Origin of the sequence: Sorangium sp. So ce327 (assembly GCF_051530205.1) — a bacterium.
GTDB classification, from domain to species: domain Bacteria; phylum Myxococcota_A; class Polyangia; order Polyangiales; family Polyangiaceae; genus Sorangium; species Sorangium cellulosum_B.
In genome coordinates this window covers 488,783-513,239 of sequence record NZ_CP150330.1, presented here as the reverse complement: position 1 = coordinate 513,239, position 24,457 = coordinate 488,783, and the positions used below count along the sequence as shown (strand labels likewise).

Sequence of the window (24,457 nt, the reverse complement as noted above, 5' to 3'; positions counted from 1 at the left end):
GCTCAACGCGCGGCGCTCTTCACGAGGCCGTCGGTCCTCCCCGTCCTCTGCAGCGCGTACGCGATGCCGCTCTGGAGCGTCCCCCGCGTCACGATCTCTCGGAACTCGATCTCCAGGCCCGTGAGGGTCGTCGCGACCTCGGGGCGGATGCCGGTGAGCACCGCCTGCGCCCCGAGCATCCGGAGGGCCTTCGCCGTGGATATCAGCGTGCTCGCGACGTCGCTGTCGACGAGCTTCACGCCGGTGATGTCGATGATCACGACCTCGGCGCCGTTCGACTCGACCCCGTGCAGGGCGGTGCTGAGCGCCTGCTGGGCCCGGGCGCTGTCCATCATCCCGATCAGCGGCATGACCATGATCCGGTCGGTGATCGGGATGATGGGGGTGGACAGCTCCGCGAGCCGGTCGTTCTGCACCCGGATGATCTCTTCCTGCAAGGACAGGCGCTCCCGCTCGCTCCGCTCTCGCCCGGCGAACTCGACCCCGAGCCGCTGCTCGGCCTCCTGGAGCGCCGCCGTGCGGTGCTCCAGGTGCTCGTAGAGCAGCGCGTTCTCCACGGCCGTCCCGGCCTGCGTCAGAAGGAGCCTGACGAGCTCCTGCCGCGCCGGCTTGAAGGTGCTCGGGGCGAGCCGGTTCTCCAGGTAGATGATCCCCTTGGTCCGGCCCTGGTGGACCATGGCCAGGCACAGGATCGACCTCGGGGCGCACGCGGCGATGTACGGGTCGCCCGCGAACCGGGGCTCCTGGGTCGCGTCCGCCAGGATCACGGGCTCCTTCGTCCTCGCGACGTACTGCACGATGGAGACCGGCACGTCGGCGCTCCCCTCGAGCGGGGCGGCCAGGCCCGCCCGGAGCGAGCTCGGCTCCGCCGTGACGACCGCCTCGACGAGCAGGTGCTGTTCGCGCTCGAGGATGAGGGCGCCCTTCTGCGCGCCGGAGTTCTTGATGACGATCTCCATCAACCGGCTCACGACGCTCTCCAGGACGACCTCGCCCGCGAGCGCCTGCGCAGCCTGGATGACCGCTTCCACGTCGAGGATGCTGGTGCTGAGCCGCGTCGTCGACGTGGTCTGCGCCCTGCCGGAGCGCGATGAGGCGACGACGCTGCGCGGCCCGAGGAGCCCTCCGTCGGCAGGCACGAGGTGGGGAGCGACCCGCGCCAGGCTCTCCACCTTGGCCGTCGCCCCCCACACGAGGTACGCGTGGTAGGCGTCCGTCATGAAGGCCCGCGCGGACCGGAGCAGCCCCTCGGCCTCGTACAGCTTCGCCGCGATCTCGTTCGCGATCGCCTCGTCGCGCACGAACCGGCTCGCCTTCGCCCCTTCGATCGCCTTCTCGTAGAGCATCATCGCGTCCCGCGTCCTCCCCGAGAGGCGCGCCACCTCGGCCGCCACGAGGGTGCTCTTGTGGGCGTAGTTGGACGGGCTCAGCTCCGCCCAGTGGTTCAGCTTCGCCTCGAGCCTCGCGAGCGCCTCCATGTGCTCTACCCGCTCGCCGTCCGGCGCCCCGTCGCACGACGCCGCGAGCGTCAAGCAGCCGAAGAACACGATCTCCGTCGCCCAGGCGTGGCTCGACCACCCCACGCTCTGCTGCTCGGCCGTGGCCAGGAACGAGCGCGCGGACGCGTAGTCCCCGTGGAGGTAGCTCAGCTGAAGCTTGAAGGCGCTGTACCAGCTGACCACATAGGCGAGCTCCGACCCCTCGATCGACCTCGTGAACTCGGCCTCGTCGAACGAGCCGCCGCTCAGGGAGTGCCCCCCTTCGGTTCGACCCGTGAGGTTCGCGACCACCTGCTTCGCGCAGACCAGGGCGTGGATCGTGGTCAGGTCGCCGATCCGCCGCACGAGCGCGAGGTTCTGCTCGATCTCGTCCGCGAGCGCGTCCAGATCGTCGCCGAGGTTCAGCTTCGCCGCCGCGATGTGCATGCAGCAATACGACGCATAGACCAGGTCGCCGCTCGCCAGCCCGGCCTGGCGGGAACGCCCGAAGCAGTCGATCGTCGCCGAGAGATGCTCAAACAGATGGAGTATCGCCGCGAAGTAGATCAGCAGCTTGCAGGTGAGGCGAACGTTGTTGAACTTCTCGTTGAGCGCGATCCCGAGCTTCGCGAACTCGTACCCTTCCTCGTATCGCTGAGGGTTGTCCCGGAACAGGGGCAGCTCGTTCCCTAGCATGCTGCCGAACGAGACGTACCCCAGGGCGGACATGGCCGAGTTGCCGTGCTTTATCGACAGGTTGATCTGCTTGACCACCGCGAGCAGGCCGAGGGTGGGATCCACGGCGTTCGCCGGCGTCGCCAGCTCGCCGAGGAGGCCCAGGATCATCTGCGTCTCCGCGCTGGACGCCTGCGGCAGGTCGATGAGACTCGCTATTTCGCGCGTCTCCAGGCTCGCCCGCAGGGCGGCGAGCTCCTCGCGCAGCGTCGCCTCGCGCTCGTCGGCGGCCCGCGGGAGCTCGACCCCGAGCAGCCCGAGCGCCTCCAGCGCCTGGTCTATCACCCGGTTGATCTGGCCGAGCATCAGGTAGAAGGTCATGCGCAGCACGCAGACGTTCGCGCGATCCAGCGTGGTCCTCGCGTGGGTCGAGAGGACGTCGAACAGCGGCTCGGCCGCCTCGAAGCCGCCGCTCAGGCACCTGCACTCCGCGAGCTCGGCGTGGAGCCCGAACGCGAGCTCGTACTCGCTCTTCCAGCTCTCCGCGTCGAGCAGCGATGTCCCGATCTCGAGGTAATGGACGGCGGCGTCATAGGCCGCCCCCATCTTCGCCCGCTTGCCGGCGTCGAGGTTCAGCCGCGAGAGCGCCCGCTTCTCGCGCTCGTCCGTGATCAGGGCGACGCCCCTGTTCATGTGGCCCACGATGTCGAACAGCTCGGCCTCGGACTGATCTCGCTTGCTGTCCTCCAGCATCAGCCGCCCGATCTGGAGGTGCGCCGCCTGCTTGTCCGCGTCGTCCATGAGCGCGTAGGCGGCCTGCTGCACGCGATCGTGCAAGAACCTGTAAGAGACGTTGAGCTCCTCGCCGGAGCCGTCCTCGGCGACGGCGAGCTCACCGTCCATGGCGATATCGAAGAACCTGGACTCCGCGTCCACGGGGAGGATGAAGCCCTCGCGGAGCACGCCCCAGAGCTCGCGCGCCGCCTCCAGGCGCGACCGCCTCGTCACGATCGCCAGCGTCGTCAGATCGAACTGGTGGCCGACGCACGCAGCGAGGGAGAGGATACGCTGGGCGCGCTCGGGCAGCCGGCGCATCTTGCCCACCATGAGCTCGATCACGTTCTCCGAGGCCTTCGCCTCGCGGATGCGATCGAGATCCCATGTCCACGAGAAGCCGCCGGGGTCGAACGAGAGGAGCCTCTCGGCGTGCAGGCTCTTCATGAGCTGGCTCATGAAGAACGGGTTGCCCCGGGTCTTGTCGAAGATGAGCCGCGCGAGGGGCTCCGCGCGGTGAGGATCGCAGCTCAACGTGTCGGCGACGAGCTGGTTCACGTCGGAGAAGACGAGCGGCTTGAGCGTCAGCTCGGTCACCGCCGCCGCCCTCTTGCGGAGCTCCGCGAGGACCACGGAGAACAGGTGGCTCGCGTCGACCTCGTTGTCGCGGTACGCGCCGATCATGAGCATGCAGGCGATCCGCGCCTCGGCCGCGATGCTCTGGAGGAACTTGAGCGACGCCGCGTCCGCCCACTGCAGGTCATCGAAGAAGAGGACCAGGGGGCGCTCCTGGGAGGGGAAGGCGCGGCAGAAGTTCTGGAGCGTCAGCTGGAACCGCGCCTGCGACTCGGTGGGGCCGAGCGCCGGGGCGGCCGGCTGAGGGCCGATGAGGAGCTCGAGCTCCGGTATCAGATCGATGAGGAGCTGCCCGTTCGAGCCGACCGCCGCCGAGAGCCTGCGCTTCCACTGCCCCAGCGCCTCGGCAGACTCCGCCATGATGTTGCGGATGAGCTCCTGGTAGACGTGCGCGACGGCCGCGTACGGCGTCGTGCGGTTGAGCTGGTCGAACTTGCCGGTCGCGAAATACCCTCTCTCGCGAACGACGCTCTTCTGGAGCTCGTTCACGAGGACCGACTTGCCGATCCCGGAGTAGCCGGAGACCAGGACGAATTCGCTCCCGCCCTGCCTGGTGCGGCTCCACGCGTCGGAGAGGAGCGCGACCTCGGTCTCCCGGCCGTAGAGCTTCTGAGGCGCCCGCAGCTCATCGACGTAGTCGTATCGGCCGGCGGGGAACGGCTCGATCTTCCCCTTGGACGAGAGCTGCGACGAGCACTCTTCCAGGTCGAGCTTGAGCCCGTGGGCGCTCTGGTACCTGTCGTCGGGGCTCTTGGCGAGGAGCTTCATCACGATGTCGGAGACGGCGCTCGGCACCGCGGGCGACACGGTCTGCGGCGCCGGCGGGGTCCGCGCGATGTGGCTGTGCACGAGGTCCATGATGTCCGTCGTCCGGAAGGGGAGGACGCCCGTCACCATCTCGTACAGGGTGACGCCCAGGGAGTAGAGGTCCGTGCGACGATCGATGACGACGTTCAGCCGCCCGCTCTGCTCCGGCGACATGTAGGCCAGGGTCCCCTCGAAGGACGCGAAGCGGTTCGCTTTGTGGGCCTCCTGCGACAGGCGCGTCGCGCTGCCGAAATCCGTCAGCTTCGCCTCCAGCGTCTGCGCGTTGACGAGGATGTTGTGCGGCTTGACGTCCATGTGAGTGACGCCTCGTCGATGGATGGACTCCAGGGCGTCGGCGATCGAGATCGCGATACGGAGCGCGTCCTCGAGCTTCAGCTTGCTCGCGCCGATGATCTCGTTGAGCGGGCGCTCGCCCGCGTCCTCCATGACGAGCGCCAGGCCGCTGCCCACCTTCTCGATCCCATAGACCCTCACGACGCCAGGCAGCGCGAGGTCCCGGGCGATGGCGTACTCGTACTTGAGCTTCGCGATCTCGACCGGCAGCGGGCGCTCGTTCCTGAGCCGCTTGATCGCCACCGGGGAGCCGTCGCTCTCCCGAACTCCCCGGTAAACCGTCGTCGCCGAGGATTCGTGGATGACGCCCGTCAATGTGTAAGTAGCCCCACTTGCCATAAATACATTCTCGCGGGTTCGCGTCATCACAGCAAGGGGATCCCTGACAGCGTCGACACGCGGCACGCGGCGCACGCGGCAGTCGCCCAGGTGATCCACTGGGGTCGCACGTAGCAGCCCGCGGCAGGCGAGCGTCGGAGTCGCGCGCGCCGCCCGTCAGCCCCTCAGGCGCGCCGGCCCAGCAGGAACGCCGCCAGCGCCTCCGCCTTGGGGAGCAGCGTGCCCACCTCGATGAGCTCGTCCTTCGTGTGGAAGCCGCTCCCCCGCGGCCCCAGGCCGTCGATGGACGGGATCCCGATCTCGGCCGTCGAGCTGGCGTCCGATCCGCCGCCGAGGAGGGGCGCCTCGGCGTCGCCGAGCCCCGCCGCCCGCGCGCAGGCCGCGTACTCACGGCAGAGCGCCGCGCTCGCGTCGGTCCGCGCGAGCGGCGACCGCGCGATCTCGCCGTCGACCTGCACGGCGGTGCCGGGCACCTCGGCGGCCGCCTCGCGCGCCGCCGCGGCGAGCGCCGCCAGCATCGCCTCGCCGTCCGCGCGGCTCACGAAGCGGAGGTCGACCTGCGCCTCCGCCGCGTCGGGCACCGTGTTCCTGCCCTGCCCTCCGCTCACCTTGCCGACGTTGACGGTCACCCCTCGCCCGTAGTCGGTGAGCTGCTGCGCCCGGTCGACGAAGCGCGCGAGCGCCCAGATGGCGTTCGCGCCCTGCCGGTGCGCGTTGCCGGCGTGCGCCGCCTTGCCCGTGGCCCTCACCGTCGCGCCCCCCGTGCCCTTGCGCGCTGTGATGATCCGGTCCACCTCGCGCCCCGCCTCGAACACGAGCGCGCACGCGGCGCCCGCGAGCTCGCGCTGCAGCAGCGGGCGCCCCTCGGGCGACCCGACCTCCTCGTCCGCCACGATCGCGAACCGCACCGGGATCGCCGGCAGCGCGCCGATCCGCTCGAGCGCCCTGAGCGCCTCGATCACCACCACGAGCCCGCCCTTCATGTCGAGCACGCCGGGCCCGCGCGCGAGCTCCCCGTCCAGGCGGAAGCCCTCGAAGACCCCCGGGGGGAACACCGTGTCGAGGTGCCCGACGAGGGCGACGTGCCCCGCCGGCGACGCCTTGGCCGCCTCGCTCTCCGCCACCCAGTGCGCCGCGTAGCGCGCGCTCGCGAACCGCCGCACGCACAGGCCGGGGATCGTCGAGAGCTCGTTGGCAAGGACCTCGCCCACGGCGTCGCCGCCGCGCGGGTTGTCCGTGAACGAGTTGAGGTTCACCAGCCGCTCGAGGAGCGCGAGCATCGGCTCCGCGCGGCTGGACAGCGCCTGTCGGAGGGCCTGGATCACCGCGCCAGCATGCCACGGAAGCCACGGAGGGCCGAGCGCCGCCCCGCCCGAGGTCGCCGGCGCCCGCTCGCGCCGCCACCACGCTGCCACCACCTCGCGCGCGCCGGCGACCTCTGCCCTGGCCGCAGCAGAAGTGGTACGTGTGCCCTTCATGAAATGTCCCAGAGCAGCGCGGAGGCACCCGTGACCACGGCGACGGGCCCGCTCGTCATCAAGCTCGGCGGCGAGGTCGTGGGCGGCCCTGCCCTCGCCATCCTCTCCAGCGACCTCGCGGCGCTCACCCGCGCAGGCGCGCGCGCGATCGTCGTCCACGGCGGCGGCGCGCAGGCCACCCGGCTGCAGGAGCGCCTCGGCATCCCCGTCCGGCAGGTCGCCGGTCAGCGCGTCACCGACGCGGACACGCTCGACGTCATGAAGATGGTCGTCGCCGGCAAGCTCAACGTCGACCTCTGCGCCGCGCTCGTCGCCGCGGGCGCGAGGCCGGTGGGGCTCCACGGCGCGAGCGGGCCCGCCCTCTCGGCGGTCAAGCGGCCGCCGCAGGTCTACGCCGGCGCCGGGCCCGAGCCGGTGGACCTCGGCCTCGTCGGCGACATCACGGGCGTCGATCGCGGGCTGCTCGAGCTGCTCGGGAGCGGCGGCTACTTGCCCGTCCTCGCCTGCCTGGGGGCCGGCGCGGACGGGCAGGCGTACAACATCAACGCCGACACGGTCGCGAACCGGGTCGCCATCGAGCTCGGCGCGGCGGGGCTCTTCCTCGTCAGCGACGTGCCGGGCGTGCTGCGCGACGTCGCCGATCCCGCCTCGCGCATCCCGAGCCTCACGGTCGCCGAGGGGCGCGCCCTCATCGCGAGCGGCGCCGTCACCCGCGGGATGATCCCGAAGCTCGAGGAGTCGTTCGCCGCGCTCGCCGAAGGGGTCCGCCGCATCCACATCCTGGGGCGGCTCAAGCCGGGCGATCTCGCGCGTGAAGCGAGCGAGCCCGGCTCGATCGGCACCGTGCTCGTCCCCTGAGCCGCCCGGCCCGACTCGCCCGAGCCGGCCGCGCGCCGTATGCTCCCTGCCTCACCGCCGTATGCTCCCCGCCTCATCGATGACGGATGCCGCCCGAGCAGCGCGCGCGTTCGTCGACGCGCACCGCGAGCAGCTCGCCATCGGCGTGGGCGTGTGCATCGCCAGCTTCATCGCGGGCATGGCGCTCGTCACTGTCGTGCTCGTCCGGTTGCCCGAGGACTACCTGGAGAGGCAGGAGGAGGCGCCCTTCCTGGAAGGACGCCCGGCCTGGGTGCGCATGGCGGCGCGCGTCGGAAAGAACGTGCTCGGCGTCATGGCCGTCGCGCTCGGGATCCTGCTGTCGCTGCCCGGCATCCCCGGTCCGGGCGCGCTGGTGATCCTGATCGGCGTGATGCTCCTCGACGTCCCCGGCAAGCGGCGCCTGGAGCGGCGGCTCCTCGGTGCGCCGCGGGTGCGCGCCGTCGCCGACCGCGTGCGCGCCCGCTTCGGCCGCCCTCCGCTGCGCGTTCAGGCGGGCGCCCGGGGCTCTTCACCCGGCTCACCCGGCTCACCCGGCGCGCCCTGAGCGCCCTGCGCGAGCGCCGCCGGCCCTCCCTTCGGGGCCGCGGCGCGCCGCCGGAGGTGCCACCCGAAGAGCGCCGCAGCGAGCGCGAGCGAGAGCCCCGCCGAGATCCACTCGCGCGGCGCGAGCAGGATGCAGCCGGCCACGAAGGCGCAGCTCGCGAGCGCGAGGCGCTCTTCAGCGTCGGGCGCGTCGGGCGCGTCGGGCGCGTTGGGCATGGGGCGCACGTCGCCCTCCTCGTTACCGTCCCGCGCCGCGCGTATCAAGCGCGCCGTGCGGTCGCGATCCTGCCCACAGGGCGTGACGCGGCGCGCTCGCCCGTCGCGCCCCTGGTCGCCTCGTGCGGCGCCAGCGCGGTTGCGGTAGGTAGGGGATGGGAACGGCGAGCGCTCCGCTCGCGCAGCATCGATCTCGACGCCTTATGAACGCAAAAGACGATCGCGACGAGGGTGGGCCCGAGGGCGCGCCCCGGAACGAGGACCCCGGCGAGAGCCACGAAGCAGGCCCGGAGGCCGCCGCCGCCAGAGGCTCCGGCGACGGCGCGCGCGCGGGCGACGGCGCAGCGCGCGCGGCGCTGCGCGACGGGGCCGCCGGGGACGATGGCGCCGCGGAGGGCGAGCACGACGAGGAAGACGGCGCGGAGCCGGAGCCGCCTCCGCGGCCGCGCGGGCCCTCGATGTGGGACATCCTCCGGGACAGCTTCTTCACGTTCGACCGGCGGACGCTCGGCTTCACGCGCATCCTGCTCGGCTTCTTCCTGATCGGCGACCTGTTCCGCCGCAGCTGGGCGTGGTCCGACATGTTCGCGGACATCGGCGTCCTGCCGAACCACGTGAACCTCTGGCGCCCGCAGGGCGGCGGGAACTTCTCGCTCGTCAACGCCTTCTCCACGCCGGGCGAGCTCTGGGTCCTCTGGGCCGTGATCTTCGCCACCTACGTCTGCCTGCTCATCGGCTGGAAGACGAAGCTCATGCAGGTGCTCTCGCTCGTGTTCGTCACGAGCATGAACGGGCGCGTCCTGCTCATCGAGAACGGCGGCTACGTCGTCCACAACCTGCTGCTGCTCTGGACGTGCTTCCTGCCGCTGGGCGATCGCTTCTCCGTCGACGCGCTCCTCGCGTCGATGAAGCGGAGCCGCGAGCGGACCGCGGACGATCTGAACGACCGCTCCACGCTCGACGACCCCCGGAAGCCGGACGCCTACGTGACCGTCCTCGGGCCCGTCCTGCTGATCCAGCTCTCGGCGATCTACTTCTTCAACGTGGTGCACAAGACCGGCCCCGCCTGGAAGAACGGGACCGCTGTCCACTTCGTTCTCTACGTCGACCGGATGGTGACGCCGATCGTGGCGGACATCCGCGACTACGCGCCGAAGTTCCTCATCCTGTTCATGACGAGGATGGTGATCTCGTTCGAGGCGGCCATCCCGGTGTGCCTGCTGTCGCCCCTCGGCCGGGTGTGGGCGCGGCGGCTCACGCTCGTGATGATGAACCTGCTCCACGTCGGGTTCGGCACGACGTTCGTGCTGGGCCCGTTCGCGTGGGCGCTCTGCGTGTTCTCCACGCTCCTCATCAGCCGCGAGGACTGGGAGATCGCCGCGCGCACGATGCGGCGCGTGCACCGGGCCCGCGTTGTGCTGTTCGACCCGCGCTCGCCGGGCGCCGTGCTCGCCTGCCGCGTGCTGAAGCGGATGGACCGGTTCGGCCTGCTCACCTTCGAGGCGTCGAGCTCCGCGCCCCACGGGCTCGCGGCGCGGCGTCCTGGCGGCGAGGCGGCCGAGGGGGCGGCGGCGCTCGCCGACATCATCGCGGCGATCCCGCTCGGCCCCGCCGTGGCGTGGGCGCTCCGCCTGCCGCTCGTGCGCGACGCGGCGACCGCGGCGATGGCGGCGGCGCACCGCCGCAGCCTGGGCCGGGCGCTCGGCGCGCGGATCCCGGAGCGCTCGGAGATCGCGCCCCCGCCGGCGCCGCTCCGGCTGGCCGGCCGGAAGGTGCTCGCGACGTTTCGCGAGCTCGCCGTGCTCGTGATGTTCGTCGGCGCGGTCAACCAGGCGGCGGTCGAGCTCTGGGTCATCAAGAACCGCTGGAAGGTGCCTCACCCCGAGCCGACGCGTGTCCTCTCGCAGAAGCTCCGGTTCCTCCAGGGCTGGTTCATGTTCTCGCCGAACCCCGTGATGGACGACGGGACGATCGTCGTCGACGCCATCACGGTCGACGGCCGCCACATCAACCCCTTCACCGGCGAGCCGCCGAACTTCGACCTCCTGCACACGAAGAGCTTCGCGTACACCCAGATCTGGTGCGACTACTTCGCCCGCATCAAGCTGCCGGCGAACACCTCGTACCGGGACGCGATGAAGGAGTACATCTACCGCTACCCGGAGCGCACGGGCCGGCCCGAGGACGCGATCGTCTCCGGAGAGGTGTACTGGGTGAAGGACTGGAACCCGAAGTGGGGCAGCACGGAGAGCTACGGGGAGGAGCGCGAGAAGCTCTTCATCTTCCAGAACCCGAAGGCCCAGGCGCGCGCGCAGGCGGAGCCTCCGCCGGCGCCCGGCGCGCCCGGCGCGCCCGCAGCCCCGCCGAGCCCTGCCAACTGATCAGCGCTTCATGCCCGGGCTCTCCCCCGGCGCCGCGCCCGCGGCAGGCGTCCGGGGAAGGGAAATCCCTTGCGCCGTCGCGCCCCGAATACCGCGTTGCCCTGCTTCCTCGCCGCGGAGGTGTGGCGCCGAGCGCGGGGACACCGCTCAGGGGCAGCTCGACGCGGTGTAGAGCCCGTCGGCATCGAAGGGTCCGGCGTCCAGCTGGGTATGGGACCCGTACACCCTGCACGAGACCCCGCTCGCGTCGATGCTCAGGATCTCGATCGTGCCGCCGTCGAACACGCCGCTGACGAGCTCGGTCGCCGAGCAGTCCGTGCTCCACGAGTGGACGAAGGACGCGGCGATGGCCGGATCCGTGAGATCGAGGATGCCGGGCTTCTGGTAGGCCGGCGGGAGGCTCAACGTCACGCGCGTGGCGCCGGTGCACGCGATGGCCGACCAGGGATCCGCGCAGCTCTCGGCCCCGCTCCCGAGGAACAGATGGAGCGCGTCGGGATCCGGGCTCGGCCCGCCCGGCGGCGCGGCCAGCGCGGCGCCAGGGATCGCGCGCCCCGGTGAGGGCGGGATCGACGGCGGCGGAGCGCCGCAATAGGTGGCCGTGTAGTCGCCGCCGAGGTCCAGATCGGGCTTGTACGGTACGCCGTTGAGCTCGATCCGCCACGGCGGCGTCCGCCACTCGAGCTTCACCGAGACGGAGCTCGCGTCGCTGCTCACGATCTCGAGTGTCTTGTCCGCCTCCCCTCCCAGGGCCCCCCACGCCCCGTCGCCGAGGGCGGACCCTCCGCCGTACGAGGGGTGCCAGACGGCCAGGTACGTCGTGATGCGAAGGTCTCTGAGGTCGATGAGCCCGGGCCGATTGAGCTCTGGCGGGATGAAGAGCGCGATCTGCCAGAAGGCGTCCGTGGCCGAAATGGAGTCCAGCGGGCTCGGCCCCCGCCCGATCAGCGGCAGGCCGCAGCCCTGCACGGAATCACTGAAAAAGAGCGCGAGCGTGTCGGGGTGCAGCGGGTGAGTGAGCTGCATCCCGTTCATCAGCACCTCCCTGTTGAACGGGTCCGACAACAGGTCACCGAACCGCACGGCGATGGCGCTGCGCGAGGGCGGCCCCTCCTCCGGCTCCTCCTCCGCCGAGGTGAGCACCATGGGGACGCACCCGCCGTTCACGATCGTCACCGCGGCCGCGAGGGCCGTCATCCATCGCTTCATTCGATCACCTCCAAGGTGAGCTCCTCGAGTGAAGACCACAGGGGTGTCGGCCACGGCTCATCGAAACCAACGGAGATCGACGCCGGCCGAGGGGAGCACGATCGGCCTGCGCCAGGTCCCGGCCTCGCAGGCGGCGCGCACGGGCGACCACGGCGGCCCGAGGCGGCGGGTTGCCCCCGTCGCGGGCTCTCCACGCCGCCCGTGCGCGCCGCCGGTTGGCCCCCGAACAACGGACGGGCGGCGGAGAGAAAACCGCGATCCATGCTTGACAGCGGCGCCCCCGCGAGTAGAGTCCGCGCTCTCGAAAGCGAGGGCCTGTAGCTCAGTTGGGAGAGCGCTAGAATCGCACTCTAGAGGTCGCAGGTTCGATCCCTGTCAGGTCCACCCTCGAAGCAGTTTCATTCTCTTTCTTAGCCGTTCTTCTTCATCCTCCACGCCATCGCTGCTCCCTCGCGAGCGCATGGCCCCGCGAGACGCGGGCGCACGCTGAGCGTGCGAGCTCATGCGGTTGCGCAGTGACGCACACCGCTCGGGCGTCCGCAGAGGAGGGTCCCATCAGCACGGGGGCAGATCGCGGCGCGCTGCGCTGAGCGCCCACCGCGCGGCGCTCCTCGACGTCGCCTTTGCCTCGCTGCGGTGAGCGCCCGCGCGGCTGCTGCTGGCGCTCACCGTACCGCGTGCGTCAGGCCGATCCGCGGTGGATGGGGTGGAGAGCCCACGGGGACCGCGCGCGGCGCGATCCGAGGAGCACATCGGTGCGCGGAGACCTCGCAGCCGATGTGCTCACGCCGCCGGCGCCTCCGCGCTGTCCGCGGCGCTCGGCTCGCCGAGACGGCGCGGAGGCTCGGATCGCTCACTCGTCGATCGGCTCGAAATCGGCCTTGGTCGCGCCGCACTCCGGGCACATCCAGGAGTCGGGCAGGTCCTCGAACGAGGTCCCCGGCGCAATGCCGGTGTCGGGGTCACCGACCGCCGGGTCATAGACGAATCCGCAGACCAGACACCGATATTTCTTCATCCGTGGTTCTCCTCAGGAGCTCGACGAGAGGCGCCTGACGCTACCACGAGGGCGGACACTGCCGCAGATGAACCTTCTGGTCCGCAGCTCTCGCCGGGGCGCCCAGGTCCTGCGCCCCGGCGACCGTGGCCGCCAGGACGCGCGCCTCAGGGCGGCGCCGGCGCGCCGCGCACCGCGAGCTGCTTCTTCCGCAGCACGCGCGCGATCGGCCAGTAGGCGAGCCGGAGCAGCCACCGCGGGCAGAGGACGCCGAGATGGATGACGAGCCACGCCACCGCGCCGGGCACCACGAGCGCGCGGTCGCGGTCCACCGCGCGGACCAGCGCGCGCGCGCAGCGCTCCGGGGAGATCGACAGGAGCGCGGGGGGCTCGAGGCCCGTGAAGTTGCCGGCCACCTCGTTGAACTCGGTCCGCACGGGCCCCGGACAGACCTGCGTCACCCGCACGCCGGTGCCGGCGAGGTCGAGGCGGAGCGCTTCGGTAAAGCTCGTGACGAAGTGCTTCGTGCCGACGTACGAGGCCATCCCGGGCCCGAACGTCAGCCCGAAGCCGGAGCTCACGTTCGCGATCGCGCCGCGCCCGCGCGACACCATCGGGCCGACGAGCCGGTGCGTGAGGTACGCGAGGCTCGTCACGTTCAACGCGATCATCTGCTCGGTGCGCGACCACGCGGAGAGATCGAACACGCCGATGTCGCCGAAGCCCGCGTTGTTGACGAGGACGTCGACCCCCCCGACCTCGGCGTCGACGGCGAGCAGCATCGCGTCGACCGCCGCCCGATCGGTGACATCGCAGCCGAAGGCGAGCACGGCGAGCGCCGGGCGCGCCGCGGCGAGCTCGGCGCGCAGCGCCTCCAGGCGGTCCTTGCGGCGCGCGACCAGCACGAGCGCCCGGGCGCGCTGGGCGATCTCGTGCGCCAGCGCGCGGCCGATGCCCGACGACGCGCCGGTGATGAGCACGACCCCGCTGTCGATCGGCGATTGCACGGCCGAAAGGGTTGCCCGGCGCCCCCCGGGCGCGCAAGGGCCCCCTCGCCGGTCGGCCTCGCATCGTCCACGCTCCCGCGCTCCCGCGCTTCCACCCTCCGGCGTTTCCGCGCTCCCGCGCTTCCACCCTCCGGCGTTTCCGCGCTTCCACCCTCCGGCGTTTCCGCGCCTCCACGCTTCCGCTCTACCGCAGCTCGCCCGCTACACCCCGCGGGCCGCGCGAGCGCGCTGCGCAACACCTCGGAGAAATCGGGCGAAACGGAGGAGCGCACCTCGGAGGAGATAGGCGCGCAGGAGGCACCTCGACATCCATCGCGCTACCTTCGAGACCACGAGTCGCAACCGGCCGGTAACACGCATCACCCCGGGGCACCCCCGCCACCGCCGCCAGCACCGCGCCTTGGCCGGCGAGCACGGCGACGGTGCGGCCGCGGCGCGCGTTGACGTCCGCGGCGGCTCTCTCATACCGTGGACGGCGTCCTCACGAGCCAGGAGACCTCATGCGTTGGCCCTCATCTCTCATCAGTGTGCTCTTCATCGCCGCCGGGCTGGGCGCCTGCGAACGATCCGCGGAGTACGAGCACAAGGCCCCCCCGGCCTCGAACACGGCGAAGCCCGCCGCGACCGCCGCGGCGACGAGCGACGTGAAGCCGCTCGTCTTCGATCCGAAGGACGTCAAGTCCTTCAAGGTCCTGCCCGCAAAATTCGAGACTGACAAGAACACGATCACCGATGACAAGGTGACCCTTGGAAGGATGCTGTGGTACGAGACGCGCCTCTCGAAGAACCACGATATCTCCTGTAACTCGTGTCATGGCCTCTCGAGCTACGGCGTCGACAACAAGCAGTTCTCCTCCGGGCACAAGGGCCAGCTCGGCGGCCGCAACTCGCCCTCTGCGTACAACGCGGGCCCCCACGTCGCCCAGTTCTGGGACGGCCGCGCGGCCACGCTCGAGGACCAGGCCAAAGGGCCTATCCTGAACCCCGTCGAGATGGCCATGCCGGACGAGAAGCGGGTCATCACGACGCTCAAGTCGATCCCCGAGTACGTGAAGCTCTTCAAGACGGCCTTCCCCGACGACAAGGAGCCGATCACCTACGACAACATGGCCAAGGCGATCGGCGCGTTCGAGCGCGGCCTGGTCACGCCGTCGCGCTTCGACAAGTTCCTGGGCGGCGACGACAAGGCCCTCAGCGCCGAGGAGAAGGCCGGGTTCCACAAGTTCATCTCGCTCGGGTGCCCGACCTGCCACACGGGCGTCGCCGTCGGCGGCTCGACGTTCCAGAAGCTCGGCCTCGTGAAGGAGTTCCCCGGCCTCAAGGACAACGGGCGCTTCGACCACACGAAGGACGAGAAGGACAAGTTCTTCTTCCGCGTCCCGAGCCTCCGGAACGTCGAGAAGACCTTCCCGTACTTCCACGACGGCTCGATCGCGACGCTCGACGAGACGGTGACCAAGATGGCGTGGCACCAGCTCGGCGTGGAGGCCAAGCCCGAAGAGGTGAAGGCGATCGTCGCGTTCCTCAAGTCGCTCACCGGCGATCTCCCGACCGACTACATCAAGCAGCCCGAGCTGCCCCCGAGCGGACCGACCACGCCCAAGGCCGACCCGACGTGAGCGGATCACGCTGATCGCGCTGTTCACCTGATTGCGCCGGGAGGGCGGATCGGCTCTGCTCCGCCCTCTCGGATGAGCACGAGCTCCAGCGACGACGGGCGATCCGCGCCCGATCCAGAGGACGGAGCGGGCGCGTCCGCGGAAGGGGCTCGCGACGCGAGCGACGGGCGCACCGCGAGGGCGCTCGTCTTCGTGCGCGAGCGCTTCGACGGCGCGTGCCTCGCCTTCCCCGTCGCGGCGCCGGGCGTCGCGAGCTTCGGCCGCGACGAGGACGTCCTCGTCGAGCAGCAGCTCTTCCTGCGCGAGCACGCCGCGCGCGCCCGGCCCGAGGCGGTCTCCCGGCTCTCGTTCCCGCGAGGGACAGGGCTCCTCTCCGTGAGCGTCCCCGTCCCGCGCGACGACCTGCCGCGCAAGCTGCGGAACGAGGTGCCGGTGAGCTTCCCCTGCGTCGTCGTGCCGGCCGGCGAGCTCCACGCGCGCGGGCAGAGGGAGGCGCCGGCGGCGGAGCGCGGCGAGAGCGACGCGTGGGTGCTCGTACCGAGCCTCGGGCACGCGTTCTACGTGGAGGCGGGCGAGCCGATCGAGGCGGCGATCCGGCACGAGGTGCGCCGGCTGCTCGCGTCGCAGGTCCTGTCGACCTGGGAGCACCTGGGGCTCCTGCCCGGGAGCGCGCACCGCCTCGAGGTGCTCCACGCGCCGCTGCCCGAGCCCGAGCGCGCGGGCGGGCACGGGCCGCGCGGCGCCTCGATCGTGGAGCGCGCGCGGCGGAAGAAGGCCGTGGAGACGCTCGTCGCGGTGGCGACGCCGCTCCACGTGGCGGCGCAGCGGAGCCCGCTCGCGACGCCGCCGCTCGCCTGCCGCGACGCGGAGCTCGCGCGCCTCGCCGCGCTGCTCGACGGCGAGGAGCGCCTCGGCGTGCTGCTCGTGGGCCCGGAGCACGCCGGGAAGACCGCGCTCGCGCTGGCGTATGTCGCCCGCCAGACGCGGCTCGTCTACGCGACGTCGGGCGCGCAGCTCATCGCGGGCATGAGCGGGCTCGGGCAGTGGCAGGAGCGCATCCACGGCGTGATGGAGGCCGCCGCCGCGCTCGACGCGGTGCTCTACTTCGAGAACCTCGACGATCTCCTGGCCGAGCGCGTCGACGGGGGACACGTGGACCTGGCCGGCGCGATGCGGCCCTACCTCGACGAGGGGCGGGTGCGCGTCCTGTGCGAGCTCCGGGACGACCGGCTCGACGCGCTCGAGGGGCAGCACTGGGCGTTCTTCGCGGGCCTGAGCCGCATCCGGATCGATCCGCTCTCGGCCGCCGATACCCGGAAGGCGCTCGCCGCGCGCGCCGAGCGCGACGGCCGCGTCGAGCCGCACCGCCCCGCGGTCGCGGGCGACGCGCTGACGGCGCTCGTCGATCTCGCGGAGCGCTACCTGCCCTACAGCGCCTTCCCGGGCAAGGCGGTCCGCCTCTACGAGGACCTGCGCGCCGTGCACGAGCGGGAGCGGACCGCGCAGGGGGAGCCGGTCACGCTCGGGCGGAGCGATCTCCACGAGCTGTTCTCGATGCGCACGGGGATGCCGGCGTTCCTGCTGCGCGACGATCTCCCGCTCCGCGTCGACCGCGTGGCGCGCGACCTCGGCGCGAGCGTCGTCGGGCAGGAGCGCGCGGTGCGCGCGCTCGCCGAGACGATCGCCGTTGTGAAGGCGGGGCTCTCGCCGCCGGACAAGCCGCTCGCGGCGTTCCTCTTCGTGGGGCCGACGGGCGTCGGCAAGACCGAGCTCGCCCGCGCGCTCGCCGGGCTGCTCTTCGGCTCGCCCGATCGGCTCTCGCGGTTCGACATGAGCGAGTTCTCGAGCGAGGGCGCGGCCGATCGCCTGATCCGCGGGACCGACGGCGCGGGCGGGCTGCTCACGCAGCGCGTGCGAGAGCAGCCGTTCTGCGTGCTCCTGCTCGACGAGATCGAGAAGGCCCACCGGGCCGTGTTCGACCTCCTGCTGCAGGTGCTCGGCGAGGGGCGCCTGTCGGACGCGCGCGGCAGGACGGCGTACTTTCACAACGCGATCGTGATCATGACGTCGAACCTCGGCGCGGCGGAGCGGCGCGCGCGGGCGGGGTTCGCCGGCGAGCGAGGCGCCGAGGCCCCGGAGGAGCAGGCCGCGCTGGACGAGGCGCACTACCAGCGCGTCGTCGCGGGCGCGTTCCGGCAGGAGTTCGTGAACCGCATCGATCGCGTGGTGCCGTTCCGGGCGCTGACCCGGGCGGAGCTCGCCGAGGTCGCGCGCCTCACGGCGCAGCGCCTCGCCCAGCGCCGCGGGCTGTCCGAGGCGGGCGTCGCGCTCGAGGTGTCGGAGCGGGCGCTCGCGCGGCTCGCCGAGGACGGCCACGCGCCGGCGTACGGGGCGCGGGCGCTGCGCCGCCACGTCGAGGAGCACCTCGCGGCGCCGCTCGCGCGGCTGCTGGCGAGGCTCGGTGGCGAGGCGCGGGATCTCACGGTGTGGGTGACCGAGGCGGGCGAGCCTGAAGCGGCGGCGCCCGCCGACGGCGCCGTCGTCGCCCGCGCCGAGACGCCCGCGCTCCGCCTCGCGGCGCGGCGGCGGCGCGCGGCGAAGGCCGCGCAGCAGGCGTTCGGCGTCGAGCAGGTCGGCGAGCTGCGGCGCGAGGTGGACCGGTGGATGAACCTCGGGCCGCTCGAGCAGCTCAAGGAGCAGCTCGACTTCCTGCTGACCCAGCTGAGCCTCGCGAGCGGGCCGTCGCGCGATCGGCGCAAGGAGATCGACGCCGCGGCGCTGCAGGCCGAGCACCACCGGCTGAGCGAGCTCTGGGGGCAGCTCGAGCGCGCGCAGGAGGAGATGCACGGCGTCGAGGAGCTCGCCCTGATGGCGCTGCTCGAAAGCGAGGAGGTGCGCGGGCTCGCGGGTGAGGCGCGCGCGGCGTGGGAGGGCGTGCGCAAGGTGCTGCCCCGCGCGCTCGTCGCGACCGAGTCGCGGCGCGACGCGATCACGCTGATCCTGGAGGAGCTCGACGCGGGGGCGTTCGAGCGGTGGCTCGCGCCGCTCCTCAAGGAGCTCCCGCGGCGCGGGTGGGGCGCGACGCTGCACATCGACGGCGACCGGGCTGGGCCGGGCGACGGCGCGTGGCCGGCGAGCCGGCGGTGGGGCCCGCCGCGCGCTGCGGGCGACGTGCTGGACGCGCTCGACAAGCCGAAGCGCGGGTTCCGGAGCGTGCTCCTCCGCTGCACCGGCGCGTACGCGGGGGCGTTCCTCTCGCTGGAGCGGGGGCTCCACCGGGTGGTCGCGCACAAGCGGGACGCGGGCGAGGCGCCTGGCGATGATCGGCTGCACGTGTTCGTGCACTTCGTCGCGCACGCGGCCGACATCGCCGAGGACCAGTGGGAGCACAGGTCGCTCGCCCCGCCGCCCGCGGGCTCGGCCGCGGCGCGGCGGCGCGGGGCGGCCGCGCGCGAGCTCGACGAGGTCGAGGGCGCGGCGCTGATCGCGGGGCGCAGGGCGCGGATCGCGATGGATCCGGCCTGGTACTGGGAGCGGCTCGACGAGGTCGCGCTGACGCACCTGCTCCTGTTCGAGGACGAGGGGAGCGGGCTGGATCGGAGCGAGTACTTCAACGCCGAGCCACAGGCGGATTAGCGCGGATACAGCACGGACCGATGTTCCTGGTATACCCTCGGCCTTGACATTGCCGGTCGGGCACCATTGCCATGACGCATCCTCCTCACAACCCCTATATCGCCGGCAACCCGGTCGGGGACGGCCCGGCGTTCGTGGGCCGGAGCGACGTCCTTCGCGCCGTCTATCGCGTGCTCAACGATCCGCAGCACCACGGCGTGGTGCTCTATGGTCAGCGCCGCATCGGTAAAACGTCGATCCTGCAGCACCTCGTGGCGTCGCTGGCGGAGCAGGGTCCGTACCGGCCCGTGTACTTCGACCTCCAGGACAAGGCCAAGCGGGGACGCCTTCGCCGCGGAGCTCGATCTGCTCCGCGAGCAGGGCCTCCTCACGCCGGATCCCGTCACGCCCTCGAAATAGCGCGTCAGACCGCTCATTTTCCTCGCCTGGTGTGCGGTGGAGCTCAGGAAGGCCGCTTCCTCTACCGAGCGCTGGGAGACATGGCTCCGGGAGCAGGAGTGGGGAGCGGCCCTCTCCCCGCACGAGCGACACACGTGGATCGACCTCGTGCGGCCAGGTCTCTTGCAGGCGCGTATTCACCTCGATCTGTTAGCAGCCGTCGACGCGACCGCCGCGCCACCTCAGTCTGCCGCCACGAAGGACGCTCGCATGCATCGACGACGCGCGATCGCGCATCCGGGTGTACTTGAGCTACGCGTCTGAGGACGACGAGCTCCGCTCTCGCCTCGAGACACACCTCGCGACCCTGAAGCGCGAGGGCCTCCTGGAGACAGATCGCAGCCCGCGAGCGGCCAGCGCCGACAGCAAGGCCCGCTGACGCCCGGGCGGTGCCCCCGCATGCCGCACCCATGGCCCGCAGGCGACGGGTGCTTCCGCCACGGGCCGGGCCAGCGTCCGCTCCCGTGGTAGCATCAGGCTCCTCATGAAGCCCAGGCTGTACCTCGAAACCACGATCGTCAGCTACTTGACCGCGCGGCCGTCACGCGATCTGGTTCAGGCTGCGCATCAGCAGGTCACTCGTGAGTGGTGGGCTTCGCGCGACGATTTTACGCTTTTCATCTCGCAGTTCGTGCTTGACGAGGCTGGGGCCGGCGATGGGGATGCTGCGGCCCGACGCCTCGACGCGCTTCGCGGTGCCACGCTCCTGGACATCACCGAGGAAGCCATTCTGCTCGCTAGCAACCTGGTCGTGGGGGGCGGATTGCCCGCGAAGGCCCGCGTGGACGCGCTTCACGTTGCGATGGCCGCGGTGCACGGGATGGACTTCTTGCTCACGTGGAACTGCAAGCACATTGCAAACGCAGCGACGCGTGAGAGGATTGAAGAGCTGTGCCGTGTCGACGGCTTCGAGCCCCCCGTCATCTGCACGCCGCTCGAGCTGCCAAAGGAGTAACCGCGATGCCGACTGATCCGATCGTCGAAGAGGTCCACGCAATCCGCGAAGCTCTGTCGCGAGCGGCCGGGGATGATATCCGGAAGATCGCCGAAGCCGCGAAGGCTCGGCAGGCACAGAGTGCCCGGAAAGCTGAAAGGCTTCCTCCGCGAAAAGTTCGCCTTACGAAGAAAGCTTCATGAGGCGGGGAACTCCCCCGGCGGCTTCGCTCGACGTCGGCGGGGCATGGCGGCGCGCCCAGGTAGGCGAGCTGGCGTAGCAACGACGCCGACCAGGCAGGTCCGCACGTACAGCTTCGCGGCTCCGCAGAGCCGTGCGACGGGCGGCGGCCACCGCTCGCGCGTTCTCTTGGAGCTCTTGGACAGCCCGCCTGGCCCAGTACACTCGCTGCCGTGCACTTCACGATCCCGCTCTTCGAACGGCGGACCACGAACGTCGAGTGCGTGACGCTCGGCCTCGGCCCGAGCACGCGCTCGCGGGAGGGGCGGCACGCGGAGCGCGTCCGGCGCCTGCTCACCGAGGAGCTCAGGGCCGTCTTCGAGAAGGCGCGCGCGGCCGAGCTCGCGCGCTTCGAGTTCCCCCGCGGCATCCGGATCGAGAAGGTGCGCCTCGAGCTCACGCTCTCCGGCGCCGCCGAGCGGCGCAAGGTGAGCGGGCTCTGCCCCGTCGTGATCGAGCCGCGCTGGGCCTCGGAGCACGAGCGCGTCGTCTTCGCCTACCACCCCGCCCGCCAGGGCGAGGCCGCGCCGATCCGCGAGGATCTCCCGCTGGACGATCAGCTCCGCGCGCTGTTCCAGGTCGCGTGGGCCGCGCTCGACGACGACGAGATCGCGCGGCTCTGGAGCCGGGGCAAGGAGCGCATCACGGCGCTGTCGTTCTCGTGCGCCCCGCGCTCGGCGCTCGCGGACCTGCCGGAGCGACCGGGCGACGACGACACCGGCGCCGATCCGGCGTTCCGCTGGAAGAAGCGCCGGGGCCTCAAGGTCCTGCCGAGCCTCGGCGTGAGCCTCACGCAGCGCGCGGCCCAGGGCAACCTCGACGCGGGCGTGCCGCGATCGCCGCAGCGCGAGCAGCTCGCCTTGCTGCTCGGCGCGGGCAGGGCGCAGCCCGTCGTCGTCGTCGGCCCGCCGGGGTGCGGCAAGACGACCTTGATCCACCGGGCGGTGCTCGACCTCCTCGCGGCCGACGGGTACGGCGCGCACAAGAACCTCGACCGCGTCCGCGACGTCGTCGCCGTGAGCGGCCGCAGGCTCATCGCCGGGATGAGCCACCTCGGCGACTGGGAGAAGCGGTGCGTCGAGCTCGTCGAGGACGCGCGCAGCCGCGGCGCGATCCTCGTGATCGACGACCTCCACCACTTCGGCCGGATCGGCAGGTCGCGCGAGAGCGAACGCTCGCTCGCCGACTTCTTCCGCGGCCCGCTCTCCCGCCGCGAGATCGTGATGGTCGGCGAGTGCTCCCCCGAGGCGTTCCGCCTCCTCGAGCAGGAGTCCCCGTCGTTCGCGGCCCTGTTCACGCCGCTCTTCCTCCCCGAGGCGACGCCCTCCGAGACGTTCCGCCTCATGGTGCGGGAGGTCCGCGCGCTCGAGCAGCGCCACGCCGCCCGCGTGAGCCCGTACGTGCTGCGGACGATCCTCGACCTCGGCGGATCGCTCCTCTCGGCGCAGGCGCTGCCGGGCAAGGCCATCGACCTCCTGCGCGAGGTCGTCCGCGCGGGCGTGACGCCCTCGCCCTCCGGCGAGCCGTGGCCGGCGCGCGGCCACGCTCCGCGCCCGATCGGCTCGCAGGACGTGCTGCGGCTCCTGTCGCAGAAGACCGGCGTACCGCGGCTCCTCCTCGGTGGCGACGAGCCGCTCGACGCCGGCGCGCTGGAGGAGGAGCTCGGCCGGCGGGTGATCGGCCAGCCGGAGGCCGTGCGCGCGGCGGCGGACCTCGTTTCGCGCATCAAGGCGGGCCTCGTGGATCCGCGGCGCCCGTACGGCGTGTACCTCTTCACCGGGCCGACGGGGACGGGCAAGACCGAGCTCGCCAGGTGCATGGCGGAGCTCATCTACGGCAGCGCGTCGCGCCTGCTCCGCTTCGACATGAGCGAGCAGAGCGGCCCGGACGCGCCGGCGCGGCTCGTCGGCGATCGCTACGCGCCCGACGGGCTCCTGACGCAGCGGGTGCGGGAGCAGCCGTTCTCGCTTGTGCTGCTCGACGAGATCGAGAAGGCGCACCCGTCGGTGCACGGCCTCTTGCTCCAGCTCTTCGAGGACGGGCGGCTCACGGACGCCGCGGCGAGGCCCGCGCACTTCCACCACGCGGTGGTGGTGATGACGTCCAACCTGGGCGCGCGGTCGCGGGCGCTCGTCGGCTTCGGCGGCGCGGGGCTCTCCGAGGCGCGGGCGCTCGCGATCGCGGAGGAGTCGGCCCAGGAGGTCGCGCGGGCGGTGCGCGACTTCTTCCCGCCCGAGCTGTTCAACCGGATCGATCGCGTCGTGCCGTTCCGCCCGCTGACGCCCGAGGTGGCGGTGCGGGTGGCCGAGAAGGAGCTCGACCGGCTGCTCGGCCGGCGCGGGCTCGCCGAGCGGAGCGTCTTCGTGCGCCGGGGCGCCGGCGTGGCCGAGCGGATCGCGCGCGAGGCGTTCGTGGCCGAGGACGGCGCCCGCTCGGTGAAGCGGTTCATCGAGGACGAGATCGGATCGCTGCTGAGCGACGCGCTCACCCGCGGCGCGCCCGCCGCGATGCAGGTGATCCGCATCTTCACGACCGCGCGCGGCGACGGCGCCGCCGCGGCGGGCGAGGGCGCCGCGTCCCGCGGGTCGCCCGAGTCGCCCGGGTCCCCAGCGTTTGCGCTGCACCGCGAGGCGCTCGCGGAGGCCGAGCCCGCGGCCGCGGCGTGGGCCCTCGCGCCGCTCATGGCGAGGCCGCTCGGCGCGCTCACGGCGGAGCTCTCGCCGCTGCTCGAGTTCGTCGACGCGCTCGAGCGGAGCGACGGCCTCGCGCGCCTCTCCGAGCGGATCCGCTACCACCTCGCGGAGCACGGCCGGACCGCCGCGGAGGGGCCCGAGGCGCACGAGCATGCCGAGGCGGTCTACAACCTCGACGCCATGCGCGGCGCGATCCGGGCGTTCCGCGAGCGGATCGACCTCGTCCGGCGGCGGAGCGGCGACGACGACGAGCAGCAGCACCTCGACCTGGAGGTGCGGCGGTTCGGCTACGTGACGGTCGAGGACGAGTGGAGCCGCTCCCGGGTGCGCCTGTTCCACCGGCGCCAGCTGCCGGGCCCGCTGCGCCGGCCGGCGAAGCAGGAGGTCCTGGAGTGCATCGCGGAGGGCCACGCGCTCCGGCGCGCGCTCCGCAAGGTGGACGAGCCGGGCCAGCACGCGGTCCTCATCGAGCTGCTCCGCGCGGCGCGCTTCGACGAGAGGCCGGCCGGCGGGCGCGACGAGCCCGAGGAGGGGCTCTTCGAGGCGCTCGCGCGCGCCTACGGCGAGGCAGGGGGCGAGGTGGAGGGGTGGGCGTGCGCGCCGCTCGGCAGCGCGTCCGACGGCGACGGGCGCGCGCGCGTGGTCGAGCAGGGCCGCGGGGCGGCGGGGCTCGAGGCGATGCTCGCCGCCCCCGGGCGCGGGGCGGAGCTCCTCGTCCTGAGCGTCGTGGGCCTGTGCGTGATGGACTTCTTCGAGCTCGAGACGGGCGCGCACGTCTGGACGTCGCTCTCGCGCGGCCCCGAGGTGGTGCGGGTGCGCGTCCTGCCGGCCCGGCCGGGCCTCTCGCCGGCGGGCGCGGTCCGGGAGCACCTCGACCAGCAGGCGGCGTTCGACGAGGCGGCGCGGCGCGGGCGCGCGCTCCCGCCGAACCCGGCCGAGCTCCTCCCGGTGGTGCGGCGGGTCCGGTTCGACCCGCCGCGCCGCCCGGGCGCGACGTCGCCGATCGAGATCGAGGACTACGTGATGGGGTATGCCGAGTCGGCGCTGGTGCGCAGCCTGTCGCAGGCGCTGGCGCCGCTGTGGCTGCTCCGGATGAGCCGGGAGGACGTGGCGTGAGCCTGCGC

General features: G+C 72.2%; 13 protein-coding genes and 1 tRNA gene. 8 read left to right on the top strand and 6 right to left on the bottom strand.

Translation table 11 applies throughout. The features are described 5' to 3' along the window. Nucleotides 1-2: 2 nt before the first annotated feature. Together WME95_RS01915 and WME95_RS01910 are read right to left on the bottom strand one after the other, a co-directional pair. Nucleotides 3-5,063: a protein kinase domain-containing protein gene (locus tag WME95_RS01915; RefSeq protein WP_437906754.1), complete on the bottom strand. Its 5,061-nt coding sequence runs from the start codon at nucleotides 5,061-5,063 to the stop codon at nucleotides 3-5. Between the two features lie 164 nt (nucleotides 5,064-5,227). Further along, entirely contained in the window at nucleotides 5,228-6,541 is a 1,314-nt protein-coding gene (locus tag WME95_RS01910; RefSeq protein WP_437906753.1) for a M20/M25/M40 family metallo-hydrolase, read from the bottom strand. A 3-nt stretch (nucleotides 6,542-6,544) separates the two neighbouring features. Here WME95_RS01910 and argB point away from each other — a divergent pair, with 3 nt between their 5' ends. Beyond that, entirely contained in the window at nucleotides 6,545-7,399 is an 855-nt protein-coding gene (gene argB, locus WME95_RS01905) for an acetylglutamate kinase (protein ID WP_012232977.1), read from the top strand. A gap of 79 nt (nucleotides 7,400-7,478) precedes the next feature. Beyond that, nucleotides 7,479-7,964, top strand: a complete 486-nt coding sequence (locus WME95_RS01900; protein ID WP_437906752.1) for a hypothetical protein — start codon at nucleotides 7,479-7,481, stop codon at nucleotides 7,962-7,964. Here the strand turns inward: WME95_RS01900 and WME95_RS01895 are convergent. Beyond that, nucleotides 7,907-8,179 carry a hypothetical protein gene (locus tag WME95_RS01895; RefSeq protein WP_437906751.1) on the bottom strand — a complete coding sequence of 91 codons (273 nt, stop codon included), beginning with the start codon at nucleotides 8,177-8,179 and terminating at the stop codon, nucleotides 7,907-7,909. The genes WME95_RS01900 and WME95_RS01895 overlap by 58 nt on opposite strands. Before the next feature lie 203 nt (nucleotides 8,180-8,382). On the opposite strand from WME95_RS01895, the gene WME95_RS01890 reads away from it, so the two are divergent. Beyond that, nucleotides 8,383-10,560, top strand: a complete 2,178-nt coding sequence (locus WME95_RS01890; RefSeq protein ID WP_437906750.1) for a hypothetical protein — start codon at nucleotides 8,383-8,385, stop codon at nucleotides 10,558-10,560. A gap of 147 nt (nucleotides 10,561-10,707) precedes the next feature. On the opposite strand, the gene WME95_RS01885 is transcribed toward WME95_RS01890, so the two are convergent. Further along, on the bottom strand, nucleotides 10,708-11,769 hold the full coding sequence (locus tag WME95_RS01885) for a hypothetical protein (protein ID WP_437906749.1): 1,062 nt from the start codon (nucleotides 11,767-11,769) through the stop codon (nucleotides 10,708-10,710). Between the two features lie 311 nt (nucleotides 11,770-12,080). Here WME95_RS01885 and WME95_RS01880 point away from each other — a divergent pair. Beyond that, nucleotides 12,081-12,153, top strand: a tRNA-Ala gene (locus WME95_RS01880). A gap of 469 nt (nucleotides 12,154-12,622) precedes the next feature. Here the strand turns inward: WME95_RS01880 and rd are convergent. Together rd and WME95_RS01870 are read right to left on the bottom strand one after the other, a co-directional pair. After that, nucleotides 12,623-12,787 carry a rubredoxin gene (rd, locus tag WME95_RS01875; protein ID WP_437548991.1) on the bottom strand — a complete coding sequence of 55 codons (165 nt, stop codon included), beginning with the start codon at nucleotides 12,785-12,787 and terminating at the stop codon, nucleotides 12,623-12,625. Nucleotides 12,788-12,933: 146 nt separating this feature from the next. Further along, nucleotides 12,934-13,773 carry an SDR family NAD(P)-dependent oxidoreductase gene (locus tag WME95_RS01870; protein ID WP_437906748.1) on the bottom strand — a complete coding sequence of 280 codons (840 nt, stop codon included), beginning with the start codon at nucleotides 13,771-13,773 and terminating at the stop codon, nucleotides 12,934-12,936. A gap of 500 nt (nucleotides 13,774-14,273) precedes the next feature. On the opposite strand from WME95_RS01870, the gene WME95_RS01865 reads away from it, so the two are divergent. From WME95_RS01865 to WME95_RS01850, 4 genes are all read left to right on the top strand, one after another. Beyond that, the gene (locus WME95_RS01865) at nucleotides 14,274-15,392 is read left to right on the top strand and encodes a cytochrome-c peroxidase (protein WP_437548989.1); all 1,119 of its coding nucleotides are present in this window, start codon (nucleotides 14,274-14,276) and stop codon (nucleotides 15,390-15,392) included. Nucleotides 15,393-15,464: 72 nt separating this feature from the next. Then, complete coding sequence (locus WME95_RS01860; RefSeq protein WP_437906747.1) at nucleotides 15,465-19,028, top strand: AAA family ATPase; 3,564 nt, start codon at nucleotides 15,465-15,467, stop codon at nucleotides 19,026-19,028. Nucleotides 19,029-19,950: 922 nt separating this feature from the next. Continuing rightward, nucleotides 19,951-20,421 carry a type II toxin-antitoxin system VapC family toxin gene (locus WME95_RS01855; protein ID WP_437906746.1) on the top strand — a complete coding sequence of 157 codons (471 nt, stop codon included), beginning with the start codon at nucleotides 19,951-19,953 and terminating at the stop codon, nucleotides 20,419-20,421. Nucleotides 20,422-20,813: 392 nt separating this feature from the next. Next, complete coding sequence (locus WME95_RS01850; RefSeq protein WP_437906745.1) at nucleotides 20,814-24,449, top strand: AAA family ATPase; 3,636 nt, start codon at nucleotides 20,814-20,816, stop codon at nucleotides 24,447-24,449. Nucleotides 24,450-24,457: the final 8 nt, after the last annotated feature.

Bases quoted from the DNA above. Each gene is read 5' to 3' on its own strand.
- WME95_RS01915 (WP_437906754.1), bottom strand. From the start codon at position 5,063: ATGGCAAGTGGGGCTACTTACACATTGACGGGCGTCATCCACGAATCC.
- WME95_RS01910 (WP_437906753.1), bottom strand. From the start codon at position 6,541: ATGAAGGGCACACGTACCACTTCTGCTGCGGCCAGGGCAGAGGTCGCC.
- argB (WP_012232977.1), top strand. From the start codon at position 6,545: ATGTCCCAGAGCAGCGCGGAGGCACCCGTGACCACGGCGACGGGCCCG.
- WME95_RS01900 (WP_437906752.1), top strand. From the start codon at position 7,479: ATGACGGATGCCGCCCGAGCAGCGCGCGCGTTCGTCGACGCGCACCGC.
- WME95_RS01895 (WP_437906751.1), bottom strand. From the start codon at position 8,179: ATGCCCAACGCGCCCGACGCGCCCGACGCGCCCGACGCTGAAGAGCGC.
- WME95_RS01890 (WP_437906750.1), top strand. From the start codon at position 8,383: ATGAACGCAAAAGACGATCGCGACGAGGGTGGGCCCGAGGGCGCGCCC.
- WME95_RS01885 (WP_437906749.1), bottom strand. From the start codon at position 11,769: ATGAAGCGATGGATGACGGCCCTCGCGGCCGCGGTGACGATCGTGAAC.
- rd (WP_437548991.1), bottom strand. From the start codon at position 12,787: ATGAAGAAATATCGGTGTCTGGTCTGCGGATTCGTCTATGACCCGGCG.
- WME95_RS01865 (WP_437548989.1), top strand. From the start codon at position 14,274: ATGCGTTGGCCCTCATCTCTCATCAGTGTGCTCTTCATCGCCGCCGGG.
- WME95_RS01860 (WP_437906747.1), top strand. From the start codon at position 15,465: ATGAGCACGAGCTCCAGCGACGACGGGCGATCCGCGCCCGATCCAGAG.
- WME95_RS01855 (WP_437906746.1), top strand. From the start codon at position 19,951: ATGAAGCCCAGGCTGTACCTCGAAACCACGATCGTCAGCTACTTGACC.